We start from the raw sequence: 13,759 nt of genomic DNA, 5'->3' as shown, positions 1-13,759 counted from the left end.
GCATATCGACCGAGTCGCATTGGAACTTTTCCTCACCCATGGTTACGCCAATGTCACGACCGACGAAATCATCGAGGAGTGTGGAGTATCGCGGCCAACATTCTTCCGTTACGTGGCCACTCGCGATGCGCTAGTTCTTGATCATATCGCGAAGTTCGGCGCTGACGTCGCGGAAATCGTGCGCAATCGCAAGGACGAACATGGATGGGTCGCATTGCGGGAGGCCATGTGCCGGGCAATCGAGGGCCTCGACTCGAATGCTCCTATAGGGATGGCCTTTCGTATATTGCAGTCTGCACCCGGCATCCGTTCGTCAGCACTTGAGTTCTCTCGGACGTGGCGCAATCAACTCACTGAATCGCTCATAGACTGTTCTCACTATTCCAGTAACCCGGAACGGTGTGAGGCAGCTGCAGCGATGGCCATCGGGCTGTTCCAGATGGTATGGGCTCGGCCAACTGTCAGTACCGTCGTCCTGCGAGACGCATTTGACGATGCTCAGTCGCTCACAGAGGGTTCTTGACGTCGCGAAACAAGTCACAGATCTCAATTTGAAGGTCAGCAGGTGCGAACCTACGCCGCCATTAAGCGCTGAAAAAGCACCGTCAGTCACGGGCAAAACTACCCTCGATCGCAAGCCCATCGAGGAGGTTCGTATACTGACGACCCGAGGGAGCCGTAATCTCCGTTCTCTTCGTCGGCGACAATTCTCCACAGGGCCGGCCACCCAGTCGACATCATCGCTGACGAAGCGGTGCGCACGACCTCCGACGCGGCGAGAGTCGTCACCGAGCGATCTGCCACGGTGCTCAACTTGGGGCAGTCGAAGCTGGGAGGCTGACGGCAGCGTTGCAGGCGGCGCAGATTACTCATGCTCATGGCTATGGGGTGCATGTGGGCAGCGTGATCGAAATGGGAATCGGGACTGCCGCCGGCCTGCATGTGGCGGCAGCTCTGCCGACTCTCAGTTATCCCTCCTATCTCATGGGACCGCTGAAGTATTCGCAGCAGATCACCGCGGAGCAGATCGAGATCGTCGACGGCGCCATCTCAGTGCCCACATGCCCCGTTCTCGGCGTAGAAGTCGATGAATCGGAGATCCGACGATTGGATCTCCGCGCACAGCGTTTCGTCGCCTCGGCGGCGGGATAGGTCGTATGCACGTACTTAGCCTTTAGTCACCAAAGCGGTGAAGTGGCGAGCGGGTTCCGAGTCTCGATCGTTTTCGGCAGGAGTCGCGGAGCCTCTTGCACGTGAATTGACAGACGCATTGCTGGCATTTGATCGCAAAATGCTGGTTAAGGTTTAGCTTTCCAGCATCGGACGCCGCGCTCCGATGGCCCGAAACGTGCCTCACAACCCTAGGGATACGAGAGGTCTCATCGATGCACCGATTCTGAGCATTCGGGTGTGAGCTTCAGCGCTAAATGGCGGTGATTGTTTATCGCATAATGGCGTTAGTGGCCGATAGCAAGGATGCTTGCAGCAGCTTCGACGGCATCGTCAGTGATGGTCGCAAGCTGGTTGATTCTCATGACTCGTTTGATCTGTGCCGGTGTCTTGGGCCAGATATGTCAGCGGAATGTCGTCTTCGACGTGGAGCCGAAGGATGCGCCATTTCTCCCGCCCGTCCATCTCACACCGGCTCCGCCAGTGTGTCGTGAGTGCCAGCGGCCTGACGGTGTCGATACAACGTTGCTCTCGATCAGCCCACCAAGCTTGCTGCGTCTTCAGCAGAGCGTCCTCTGGCGCGGGCGTCTTCGGCGATCTCGAGCTTCTGGGCGATCTCGTGCGGGTCTACCGGCGGCCGCCCGAACTTGGTCCCGTTCTGCTTAGTTGCGGTAATGCCTGCATTGACGCGTTCAGTGATGAGTTCACGCTCATACTCGGCCAGGGTAGCGAGCATTCCCAACATTAACCGACCCGATGAAGTCTCAGGGTCGATGTTTTCTGAATCGGAACGAACTTTCACCCCTCGGTCGCGCAGGAGGCTTACGGTTGCCAAAACATCGAGGAGTGATCGGCCGAGCCGGTCGATGCGCCACACGACGACAGTGTCGCCGTCTTCGGCATAGTCGAGTAGTCGTCTCATGCCGGGGCGCTGTTTCGCCGTCTTACTTCCGGAAGTCACATCAGAGAACACGTCCCGCTTTTGAACCCCAGCACCGACGAGTGCATCGAGTTGAAGCTGCGCATCCTGTCCGGCGATACTGACTCGTGTGAGCTTCATCGGTAAATGGCAGCCATTCCCTATCGGTCAATGGCGTTGTGTTGCATCACCCACTTAATCTGGATCTGCAAGGATTAAGCAATGACCAATACCTCACCACAGATCGTCTCCTTCGATCCGGCGCATCGGAAGGCCCTGCTTGATCTCTCCATCCGAGCGTGGGACCCCGTTTTCCCGCGCGTGATGGAGGCCGTCCCCCGTTTTGTGTATGAGTCCTTCTATCCGCATGGCTGGCGTCAACGCCAATACGACGACCTTGCTACGACTCTCGACGAGGAACCGGACAATATCGATGTTGCGATTCACGAGTCTGCCCCAGTGGGATGGGTGTGCACACGGCTACATCCCGAAGATCGAATGGGTGAGGTCTACGTTCTGGTGGTTGATCCCGAGCATCAACGACGAGGCGTGGGACAAGCACTACTCGAACACTCTTTCCGCCGAATTCGTGCCGCCGGAATGGGTATGGTCATGGTGGAGACCGGTGATGACCTTGGGCATGCGCCAGCGAGGGCTATTTATGAGTCGATCGGCTTTGAACGTTGGCCGGTGGCCAGGTACTTCAAAGACTTGGGCCAGTAGATCCATCCTTCGGAGAACCAGCTTTGAATAGCGCACACGTCTTGGCTGCGAGTTGAGCTCTGCTGCCGTCGCTTAAGCCTAGAGTAATGAGACACGTTTCGTGCCTCGGAGCGCGGCGTCCAATGAAGGAAGGCAGACCTTCTCCAGCATCTTGGGATCAAATGCCAGCAATGCGTCTGGACGTTCACGTGCAAGACGTTTGGCAGGAATACCTGCGGCTGATTCCGCTTGCAAATCGCGGACTCATCGGGCGCGACTGATTGATTTCGATTGGTCGCGTCCCATCCCACTTCCCCGACAACCACACATGAACCGATAACAACTTCGCAACAGTACTTTGTCCCCTCCGAACACTCGCAAAACGCATGTAGTGTATTCTCATGAAATCGTCGAGGCAGCCCGCAGATTCGGGGCACCCCGACAGCTCACAAATCCCACACCTCTCATCGATTCCTCGCCACATTGAAGAATGGCTCGACACATTCTTTGACGGCAGCCCCACTGTCCGCTTCACTTGCACTCCACAGTTCTACGATCGAATGTACTTTCGACTCCGGGAAGCAGCCGATTCGCACGGCTATGATCCCGACCTCGTTGTCGGCCTCGGTGGCGCCCTCGAATTTCGACTCCGAAGTGAAGAACGAGACGAGAGAGTTCACGAGCAACCGCGTGAGGAAGTCCTCTCATCGACTGAGAATGAAGCAGTAGACACTGCAGTACTCGCACCTGACGAATACATTTCACGCCTTGAGTACTTACGGGACGAGATCGCACGCGACAGCGGTCACCGTCAGGAGATGGCGTGTAGAGCAGTGGCAGCAGGCATCAAAAAAAAGCTCACGTCTATAGCAACGCCGGGATCACCGCCCCAACGCTTGATAAATGGCTACGTGACTACACACCGCAGGAACATGATCAAGAGACTAACCGACTCATACTGAGACGGCTGCAAGTCGTCAACACGCGAATACGGGTCAACACCGACGAACTCAGAGAGCTCGCAACCGAGGCAGCAATAGCGACAGGCCACGTCGCCCTGGTGGCGCGGGCGGCAGGCCTATCCCGACAGGCCATCTATCGCTGGCTCAAGATTCACCACGCGGCCCATGATTAAGGCTCGACCTCTCACATTACGGAGGGAGTTCATGTTGATTCCTCAACCCGCAACGAGACCTGATTGCACCGCTGCATCACCTGCGGACCGCAAACCTGTACCGATGCGCTCAAGCATCGCGAAGGCAATAACACTTGCGGCCTCACCGATCTAATATTTGACTACACCTGAGTCCGCCTCTCAACTAAGGAACGACCATTGGCTGAAGACATGAAAGAACGAGTAGCAGCCCTCGTTAAGCAACCCGAAATCGTCACCGACCTCTTCCAGATCATCAAGAGCGTCCTCGCTGCTACTGGTGCCTGGTGGATATCTGCCGCCGTCCTGAGCTCGCAGATGCCATTTCTCGCCCCGTGGACAGCACTTCTGACAGTCCATGCCACCGTCTACCGGTCCCTATCTCGAGGAGCTCAGTCAACAGTCGCCTCGACAATCGGCGTGGCCTTGTCCTTCGTCATCGGTCATTACCTGGGCGTGAGCATATGGACTTTTGCTCTCGCGCTCCTGATCGGTTTGATCGGTGCAAGGTTTTCGTGGATCCGCGATGAAGGCATCGCTATTGCCACCACTGCGATCTTTATCCTCGGCAGTGGCTTCGGTAGCCAGCAACCCCTCCTCCTCGAACGCATCGGCGAAGTCGCATTAGGCGTCGGCGTCGGACTAGCGGTCAATTTGATCATTATCCCTCCACTCCGCGATAGACAAGCTGCGAGATACATCGACAACATCAACCGACGCATGGGCGACGTCCTCATCAATATGTCTCAAGAGTTCAGCGATTCTTGGGACACTGATCGAGCCGACGACTGGTTTCGCGAAACGGAATCGATGAGTGATGAACTCAACACTGCCTGGCAGTCAGTACGATTCGCAAAAGAAAGCCGGAGAGCCAACACCCGCGGTAACTTGCGCAGAACGATTCAACCAAAACGCCCAGACGACAAGCAGACGAACACCAACGAAGAGAGATACGAAAATATCCTTCAGCGTGTCGACGAGGGCATCTCACATCTTCGACATCTAGCCCGAACCCTTCGCGAAGCAACCTATGCGACAGGTGAGTGGGATACACGGTTTCGCAACAAGTGGTCAAAGATCGTCAGAGACGCTGGTCGCGCCATTGCCGACCCTGACTCTGAAGTCGAACCGATCTATGACCGGCTGGAGATGTTGGCCGATGACATGTCCAAGGCTCAGAATCTCCCCGCCACATCATGGCCACTCTACGGTTCGCTGATCACCAGCATGCGACACATTGCCATGATCGTCGACGACGTCGCGTCGGCTCGAGAAGCACGAGAAGTCAAGGATGCATAGAACACTCCCTAACGGTGAGGGATCTTCATGAGGATTTGCGCTGTCGCCTGGTGTGACCGTGCCCCAGTAGCGCGTGCCCTGTGCAGGCGTTGCTATGCGCGCTGGTGGCGTGGAGCCAATTCGCTTGACTCACCGAGACGCTACGCAACGAGAGAGGACAAGGAACGACTTCGCTACGAGGTCACTCAGCGTCGTATGGGCGGCGAAAGCACTGCCGATATCGCTTCAAGCGTGGGCGTCAATGTCAATACTTTGAGCAACTGGTTTCGCGAATGGGAGGTGACTGTATCGCCTGCCCGTCACGCACTGGCCCGGGCGCCAAGGCTTTGGCAACCGTGGACCCGCGAAGAAGCAAAACTGGCCTACACTCGCACAGACCTTCCACTCGGCGAACGCGTTGCCATCCTTGGCCGATCGCATGCGGCCGTCGAGTCATACATTCGCAAATACCAACGCCGACCAGACGACCCATACGGAATCAAATAGCGGCGAAAGGGCACCACCCAGACGAGCGAGGCATGGTCTCCACGTGGGCATCGGCTGTAGAATCTAATCCCGACGCCGACCAGCATTGAAGGCTAAGTCTCATGGCTATTCCACGCGATCAAATCAAGCTGGCGATTGCTCTCGCTGCCGCAACAGCAGTCGTGGCTGGCATCACCACTATCGTCACATTGGCACGCTCTCGTAGGACTGTGAGAGACCATGAGTACCATCCCTGGGGCCACACCGTCTCGCAATCTGACAGCGCCGCGTAGTCTCGAAATAGTCTTGAGAACGACAAAGATGCCCTCGCTATAATAAGGGCCTATTCAAACTGTAAGGGTGAATCATGGACCTGACTCAGAACACCCAAGACGAATGCACACTACGCAACAACGACGGCACGGTCGTCTATCATGTTGCAGTCACAGGTGACGTGTTCAAGGACATCAATGTTCCGGAACTTCAACCGAATCAAGACATCCAGTTCGAGCTCGCCCCGGCTGCCCAACGGCGTTCGGGCGAGTTACGAGTCACATGGGAGACGCACCTAGGGGAAAAACAGGTGCTCACGCAGGCGCTTCACTAGGCAACGACGAAGGGCCACGACCTTACCGTGAGGTGAGGGCGGGGCATTGCCGGTGCCTGCAAACTACTCAGCGTTCGCCGGTGGGCGCTCTGCTACATGACGCTTTCGAGTCGTAACCGGGAGCGTACGCTGAGCAGATTCCATTTTCGGGTGGGATGCTACTATCCCCCTCTGTCATCGGTTGTGCAAGATCGCGGGAGCCGAGGTCGCAAGTGACGGGTATAGCGAGAACCTCCTCCCAAAGAGCGCGTCAAACCGCAAGCGCGAAACTGACCACCGTTCTTACTCGCAGGACTCACGTGAGTTTGGCTGAATTATTCCTCGGATACTTCGTGAGCGTCAGCGGTCGAGAAAACCTGCTCCCAATCCTCAGCAATGCTCACGGTATGCCATCCGAGACGATCGGCGACTTCGGTGATCGGTTCTGTCTCTTCGAGCGTCGCTGCCATACTTCGATAAGCGAATTCGCGTTGCGCGTCGTCGTGATCGATGAGAATTGCTAGACCGCCATGGTCGGAAGATCTCGCCCATTCGAGCATTTCGCAGTCCCCAGCTGAGTTTCCGGCCGCCAGAATTGGTGCACGTCCAGTCTGAGACTGGATATGTTCGATCTTCGCTGGGCCTTCATTAGCGGCGCCCATCTGTGTGACTGTACGGTGCAGCACTGGCCGCTCTTCGTCGTCACGGGTGAACTCGTAGCCAATCATGGTGCCTACTACGAGTTCTGGAGGAACATTGTAGAGACGCGATGCCACGCGACGCACGAACTCGGTGCCTCCACCGGTCACGATGCCGACGGTGAAATCATAGGCGCGAAGCTCGTCGATGAGTTCGAGCATTGGCGCGTAGACCACCGAGTCAATCGGAGTACCGAATGATGGGTGACGGTAGCGCTCGATGAACTCATCGACATCCGCGGCGAACTGAGCCGGTGTCGACCCATCATAGAGAGCCGAGAGGGCACCTGCTATCTTTGCTAAACCGATATCCCCGATTGCGACCATATCGTTGTTAAGAACTGCCGCGAATTCCGGTCGCCGTGCCAGGCTGGGGTCATCTGCCGACCGCCGACGGAGGACGTCGACGAAGAAGTCGTATTGGACGTACCCGGGTTTCTCGCACCACATCGTGCCGTCATTATCGAGATATGCAACCCTTTCCTGGACTGGAACGTCTTCGATCCCGTCGAGGTAGTTGAGGATCGCGTCCCTCGTCGGGCCAGGACGCCAGGACGGAAGTCGTGTAGTCATGCGTGCTCCTCAGCGGTGGTTTGCGACCAGGCGCAGCGGAAGCCGACGTGGCTCATCCCAGTGTCTATCATCTGGGGCCTGCGGGCAGCCGGACGGTAGCGGAGGCAATAAGTGTCGGCACAAAGGTGTGAGCCTCCTTTCATCACCTTCCGAGGCACACGGAACTGCGGTAGAGCAGGATCGAAGCTATCAGCCACAGCGCCGCCCCGGGGATCAATTGGCACGCAGCACGGGGTTGCTGCGGCATCAGGGTGGCGTTCGGTCCACCAGTCGTCGGTCCATTCCCATACGTTGCCGGCCATGTCGTAAAGGCCGCATCCGTTGCTCGGGAATGATTTGACGGGTGACGTTCGGTCAAAGCCGGACTCGCCGCTCGATCGCCATGGGAAGTCAGGGCCATCCCACGTATTGGCCAGGATCCGTCCCCCAGGTCGAGCTTCGTCGCCCCACGTGAACGCTGCTCCCTCGAGGCCGCCGCGAGCTGCGAACTCCCATTCTGCTTCTGTTGGCAGACGGGCGCCCACCCAGTTGGCGTATGCCTGTGCGTCTTCGTGGCAGACGTGAACAACCGGATGATTGTCTCGATCAACAATGGAAGACCGAATACCCTCCGGACGCGACCAACTAGCACCGGGAACCCACGACCACCATTGGCTTAAGTGCCACAGATTGACTGGCCCGGGCGTCGGGGTAAAGACCATTGATCCCGGTACAAGATTCTCCCGTGGGGCACCTGGGAAGGCTTTCGGGTCGAGGGGCCGCTCGGCGACTGTGCGGTATCCGGTGTCATCGACGAAAGCCGCAAACTGCCGGTTCGTTACCTGGTGCCGGTCAATCCCGAACGACCCGACGCGTACTCGATGGGCAGGTGCCTCTTCCGGATAGTGGTGGTTCGAGCCCATGAGGAACTCGTCACCGTCCAACACAACGACGTCGTGGGTGAGAACCTCTTGAATCATTTATGCTTCCTCTGACGAATCGATGACTACTAGATCGTGTCGGAACAGGCGTTCGACGAATGCATTCGCGCCATCACTGAGGTCTTTGATGGTCCGGTGTCCGTCGATTCGGCGATACTCCGCAAGTTCGGAGTCCGTAATGAACATAACTAGATCACTCTCAGTATGGGCCCGGTTGAGCAATGCTGCAGCCGCACCCGCTGGCAGTCTGTCCTTGACAATGATCGTAGTGGGCACCGGGACGGGTACCCAACGATCTGCTTCTGGTCGCGAGAAGTCAATAACACCGGAGGTCGGATCGGAATCGGAGAAGGCAATCGCGGTGTGGCGCGAAATTGTTCCGCGAAATAGTTCCGCCGCGGCGAACTGTTCCGCAGCCGGCAATCCGGCGATCAGCCGTGCGTGTGGGGTCTCGCTTATCGAACCACAGTCCGGAAAGTACGGCGCCTGGCGAGCCCAGCGTCCGAAACGCAGCCCTGCACCGTCGAGAAGATCGAACAGCTGGGGCACCGAATATGCGCGATCTCGAGGGTTGAGAAGAGCATCGGCAAGTGCATCGTCGTCGGCGAAGTCACGCGACTCGCGTAGCAGACGGCTGATGGGGTGCCCGAGAGGAATCTCTCGCAGCGTAGCGACTAACTCAGCTATTTCGTCACTGCTGGCTTCGACACCGAGCCGGCGACAGTAGTCCTGCAACAGGTAGATTCCGGTCCTCCCATAAGGCGCGTAGACCATGAGAGTGAGTGCACCGCCGGGAGCAAGCACATCACGCAGAGAGCGCAGCCCCATATCGGGATCGGGCAGGTGGTGCAACACTCCTGTACACACAACGTGGTCGAATACGCGACCGAGGCGAGCTACGTCTTCGATCGGCAGTCGATGTAGCTGGAGATTTTGCACCCCGTGCCTGTGGGCGAGAGCTCGAGACTCGGCGATCGCCGTGGAACTCACATCGATTCCGACGATTTGGGCGCTCGGATCGAGTAGTGCATGTCGGATTGCCTGACTGGTGCCGCATCCGGCGATGAGAACGCTACGCGCCGCAGTAACGGGCCGCTCCGGCCAGATGAGATTCAAAGCTGCCCGCTGCTGCGTTGACGTACGAGCCGTCACCCCGCTGAGATCCCTCGGAGGCGGATATGGATGGTGATCGTAAAATTTTGCGATCACGTCCTCACTCCGATTTTGAGGGTCTAACGGAGACGACGGCGTCTTCATGCGCTTCCTGCACCCGCTTTCAGCTTCTCCATCACCTTGTTGACGCTGAAGGATGCAGGTTCCTGACGCGGCGGGAATTCCTTCAGCGACTGCAGGAACTGAGCGACGTAATTCTGGGCTGGGACGAGCAGGAAGGCGTGGCTGATCATCCAGTCATAGTAGGTGTTGGAGGTAATATCAGCGCGCTCGTAAGGATCTGTACGCAGGTTGAAGATCTTTGGTGTGCGCAGCTCTGTGTATGGATTGATCCAGACCTGAAGTGTTCCGGGAGCACGCTGCTCCAAGAACACGATCTTCCAGTTGTCGTAGCGCAGCGCGGTAAGGTCGCCGTCGTCCGAGACGTAGAAGAAGTAGTTACGCGGCCCTTTCTCCACCTCGCCAGTCAAGTAATCCAGTTGGTCGAAGCCATCCAGGTGAACCTTGAACTTTGTCCCACTCAACTCTTGGCCTTGGGCGAGCTGTTCTGCAATATTCGGATTGCCGGCAGCAGAGAGAAGCGTGACGAACCAATCATTGTGGCTGACGATGTCGTTGAACACCGTGCCAGCTTTAATCTTCTCGGGCCAGCGAACCACACACGGCACCCGATAGGCACCCTCCCAGTTGGAGTCCTTCTCATTTCGGAAGGGGGTCATTGCAGCATCGGGCCACGAGTTCATGTGCGGACCGTTGTCTGTCGAATACATGACGATCGTGTTGTCAGCGATCCCCAGTCGGTCGAGCTCATCGAGCACTTGGCCGACTATTTCGTCGTGATAGACCATCGTGTCGTGGTAGGACGACTGCCAGCGTCCAGCACGCCCGAGGTCTTCCTCCCTGGTGTGGGTTCGGAAGTGCATGTGAGTCGTGTTGAACCACGTGAAGAACGGAGTGTCAGATTCGACCTGGCGACGCATGAAGTCGATCGTTGCATCACGAAATTCTTCGTCGCAGGTCTCCATCCGCTTTTTCGTCAACGGCCCCGTGTTCTCGATTCGTTGAGTCCCGTCCTCGTTTGCCCATGACTTGAGCACGCCGCGAGGTCCGAAGCGCTCCTTGAAGTTCGGGAATTCCTCGTCGGTCGGGTAGTCAGGTTCCTCAGGCTCTTCTTCTGCATTGAGATGATAGAGATTGCCGAAGAACTCGTCGAATCCGTGAGCAGTTGGCAGGTGCTCGTCGCGGTCACCAAAGTGATTCTTGCCGAACTGTCCAGTCGCATACCCTTCGGCTTTGAGAGCGGTTGCTATAGTCGGATCCTCTGCTTGGTATCCGATTGGTGCTCCTGGCATTCCCACTTTGGTGAGTCCGGTGCGATAAGGGTTTTGGCCGCTGATGAAGGCGGCGCGTCCGGCGGTGCAGCTCTGTTCACCATAATAGTCAGTGAACTTGGCTCCTTCATCTGCAATCCGGTCGATGTTCGGCGTGCGATAGCCCATAAGTCCGTCGCTATAGCAACTGAGGTTGCTGATACCTATATCGTCGCCCCAGATGATCAAAATGTTCGGTTTGTCGGCCACTTTGCTTTCCCTCCCGGTCATTGTGCAGTCGTGATGCGGTGCACCGATTCGTGAGAACGGGTACACCGCCAGCCTAGATTCGGAATGTACTTTTGAAATCACCCTTTAGGGGTGAAACCGGCTAGAGGAGCCAAGGTGTGGAACTGCGACCACCCTTAGACCGGGCGAGGACGACGGCAAGGGGTTCAGCCACGGCGATCCACCACGAAGCGCCGGCGGCCCGTGGCACCGGTATACCGAAAGCCCTTCCGGTGGACGAGCCGCCCGTTGTTCTAGAACTTAGACACGATTGCATCTTCGCGCACGACCCATTCAAAAACGCGAAAGCCGACGGCAAGTAGTGTAGCGGCCGCTGCACAGAACGAAGTGCTGAACTGTTGGGGTGATCAAGTGCGAGTGCAGTCGATCACCCCAAAACCACGTCAGCCTCACTTCCGACGTTGGGACCGAACTCTCGAGATCACCAGCGCAGCAATCCCGATGCCGATCAACAACACGGCTAGTCCCAGGCCGAGTACACCGCCTGTTACAGGCAGCTCAGGCAGATCGATTGTGACTGAGTCAGACGCGGTCACCGTGACGGTCCCGCCCACGGCGCTGACTGACACGGCGTTGGTTACCCTGTGCGACTTCGCCTCATCCACGGAGATCCTGTACACCGTCGGGCCGCATTCGAAGGACTCACCCGGCGCGAGGTCCGGTATATCGCACTCAACGTCCCCGCCCAGTTTCGGGTCGTCAAGGTAAACGTCGTTCAGCGGCACTGCACCGACATTCGTTACCGTGAAGCGGAACTGCACGGTGTCGCCCGAAGATACCCTCGCGTCGCCGTCCTCGTCCTCGTAGTCGCCCCCGGTCTTAGCCACGGCGATCGCTGGTTGAGATTCAATTGGAGTTGTCACGGTGTCCGAATCCTCGACTTCGCGTCCGTCGGCACCCGTGGCTGTAGCTGTGGCAGTATTGACGATCTTGCCACGATCAATTTCGTCAGCGGTGAGCGTAACTGCTGGAGCTTGGCACAGCACCATCTCGCCGGGCGCAATTGTCGCGTCCTCGCATGTCACCTCGCCGTCGATCCGTGGATCGGTGACGTTGAGACCTGTGAGCGTAGTTGATCCCGTGTTGGTCACAGCGAAGGAGTATTTCAGCGTGTCCCCCGCATCCGTTCGTCCATTGTCGTTGGCATCGACAATGCTCCCAGCCGACTTATCCAGCACGATCCCGTCCGTGACCGGGATAGTCACATCCGCAGTGGCGCCGGCGCTCACCTCTCCCTCAGGAGAAACACCGGTCACAATGGCTTCATTGTGAACCGTCTGCGCGTCGATGTCGTCCTGTGTAATTGAATACGAGATAGGTCCGCAGTCAACTGTCTCGCCCGGGCTCAGACTCGCACCATCAAGACTCGGGCATTCAACTGCGCCGCCGAGCATCGCATCGTTGATCACGAGTTCATTGACAAGTGTTGTGCCGGTGTTGGTCACGCTGAATGAGTAACTGATCTCGTCACCGACCCCAATCATTCCGTCACCGTTCGAATCGGTTGGCGCACCCGCCTTCTTCGCCAGCGCCACATCTGAGTCACCGCCTACGAGCACCTCAACGGACGAACTGTCCTCAACCGTCGTCGAACCAGAGGCAGAAACACTCGCAGTATTGTCCACGTGTCCGACGTCGATATCGTCTTGCGTGAGCGTGTAGGTAGCGTTTTCGCACGTGACGGATTCGTCGGGACCAACGGTCGAACCAACTGCCGCCGGGCAGATGACCGCTCCACCGAGCAGCGGATCATCAACCTCAGCGTCGGTGAGCGTTGTCGTGCCGGTATTGCGAATCGTGAACGAGTATTCAATCTGGTCACCGGCGCCGAAACGACCATCACCATCGACGTCGACGATATCGCCAGCGGACTTACGCAGCTCGACTGCGTCGGAGCCCTCGATCGTGGCTTCAGTCTCGGCATCATCGGTCGCTTCTCCGCTCGGCGAATCTGCGGTGACAGTGGCCTTGTTATGAACTTTCCCCGCGTCGACGTCATCTTGGCTGATGGTGTGCGTCACGGGCGAGCATGTGAACGTGTCACCGGGAGCCAAGGCGACGCCGTCGAGTTCGGGACATTCGACAGCACCACCGAGCAGCGGATCATCAACCTCAGCGTCGGTGAGCGTTGTCGTGCCGGTATTGCGAATCGTGAACGAGTATTCAATCTGGTCACCGGCGCCGAAACGACCATCACCATCGACGTCGACGATATCGCCAGCGGACTTACGCAGCTCGACTGCGTCGGAGCCCTCGATCGTGGCTTCAGTCTCGGCATCATCGGTCGCTTCTCCGCTCGGCGAATCTGCGGTGACAGTGGCCTTGTTATGAACTTTCCCCGCGTCGACGTCATCTTGGCTGATGGTGTGCGTCACGGGCGAGCATGTGAACGTGTCACCGGGAGCCAAGGCGACGCCGTCGAGTTCGGGACATTCGACAGCACCACCGAGCAGCGGATCATCAACCTCAGCGTCGGTGAGCG

Annotated in this window: 10 protein-coding genes and 3 pseudogenes; 5 read left to right on the top strand and 8 right to left on the bottom strand. The window is 57.6% G+C overall.

Features of this window, described 5'->3' with window-relative positions; genetic code table 11:
- Nucleotides 1-19: 19 nt before the first annotated feature.
- On the top strand, nt 20-523 hold the full coding sequence (locus tag ACE03M_RS03735) for a TetR/AcrR family transcriptional regulator (RefSeq protein WP_485932788.1): 504 nt from the start codon (nt 20-22) through the stop codon (nt 521-523).
- Nucleotides 524-795: 272 nt separating this feature from the next.
- Complete coding sequence (locus ACE03M_RS03730) at nt 796-1,152, top strand: enolase C-terminal domain-like protein (protein WP_485932833.1); 357 nt, start codon at nt 796-798, stop codon at nt 1,150-1,152.
- 305 nt (nt 1,153-1,457) lie between these two features.
- On the opposite strand, the pseudogene ACE03M_RS03725 reads toward ACE03M_RS03730, so the two are convergent.
- Nucleotides 1,458-1,550 (bottom strand): annotated as a pseudogene (locus ACE03M_RS03725) (AAA family ATPase); the annotation flags it as partial.
- 158 nt (nt 1,551-1,708) lie between these two features.
- Nucleotides 1,709-2,230: pseudogene (locus ACE03M_RS03720) on the bottom strand (recombinase family protein); the annotation flags it as partial.
- Nucleotides 2,231-2,311: 81 nt separating this feature from the next.
- On the opposite strand from ACE03M_RS03720, the gene ACE03M_RS03715 reads away from it, so the two are divergent.
- From ACE03M_RS03715 to ACE03M_RS03705, 3 genes are all read left to right on the top strand, one after another.
- Nucleotides 2,312-2,812, top strand: a complete 501-nt coding sequence (locus ACE03M_RS03715; protein WP_485932787.1) for a GNAT family N-acetyltransferase — start codon at nt 2,312-2,314, stop codon at nt 2,810-2,812.
- 1,312 nt (nt 2,813-4,124) lie between these two features.
- Complete coding sequence (locus ACE03M_RS03710) at nt 4,125-5,243, top strand: FUSC family protein (protein WP_485932786.1); 1,119 nt, start codon at nt 4,125-4,127, stop codon at nt 5,241-5,243.
- Nucleotides 5,244-6,075: 832 nt separating this feature from the next.
- Complete coding sequence (locus tag ACE03M_RS03705; RefSeq protein WP_485932785.1) at nt 6,076-6,315, top strand: hypothetical protein; 240 nt, start codon at nt 6,076-6,078, stop codon at nt 6,313-6,315.
- Between the two features lie 314 nt (nt 6,316-6,629).
- On the opposite strand, the gene ACE03M_RS03700 is transcribed toward ACE03M_RS03705, so the two are convergent.
- The 6 genes and pseudogenes from ACE03M_RS03700 to ACE03M_RS03675 all read right to left on the bottom strand — a co-directional run.
- Nucleotides 6,630-7,565: an HAD family hydrolase gene (locus ACE03M_RS03700; protein WP_485932784.1), complete on the bottom strand. Its 936-nt coding sequence runs from the start codon at nt 7,563-7,565 to the stop codon at nt 6,630-6,632.
- On the bottom strand, nt 7,562-8,467 hold the full coding sequence (locus ACE03M_RS03695) for a formylglycine-generating enzyme family protein (protein WP_485932832.1): 906 nt from the start codon (nt 8,465-8,467) through the stop codon (nt 7,562-7,564). The genes ACE03M_RS03700 and ACE03M_RS03695 overlap by 4 nt, the downstream gene beginning before the upstream one ends.
- A 57-nt stretch (nt 8,468-8,524) precedes the next feature.
- Nucleotides 8,525-9,742: a class I SAM-dependent methyltransferase gene (locus tag ACE03M_RS03690; protein WP_485932783.1), complete on the bottom strand. Its 1,218-nt coding sequence runs from the start codon at nt 9,740-9,742 to the stop codon at nt 8,525-8,527.
- Nucleotides 9,739-11,238: an arylsulfatase gene (locus ACE03M_RS03685; RefSeq protein WP_485932782.1), complete on the bottom strand. Its 1,500-nt coding sequence runs from the start codon at nt 11,236-11,238 to the stop codon at nt 9,739-9,741. Before ACE03M_RS03685 ends, ACE03M_RS03690 begins: the two co-directional genes overlap by 4 nt.
- Before the next feature lie 428 nt (nt 11,239-11,666).
- Nucleotides 11,667-12,812: a DUF7507 domain-containing protein gene (locus ACE03M_RS03680; protein ID WP_485932831.1), complete on the bottom strand. Its 1,146-nt coding sequence runs from the start codon at nt 12,810-12,812 to the stop codon at nt 11,667-11,669.
- 111 nt (nt 12,813-12,923) lie between these two features.
- A pseudogene (locus ACE03M_RS03675) lies at nt 12,924-13,730 on the bottom strand (DUF7507 domain-containing protein); the annotation flags it as partial.
- Between the last annotated feature and the right edge of the window lie 29 nt (nt 13,731-13,759).

This window comes from Brevibacterium sp. AGC70, assembly GCF_057334195.1.
The sequence above is the reverse complement of the archived record's forward strand: the minus strand, read 5'-3'. Positions and strand labels throughout refer to the sequence as shown.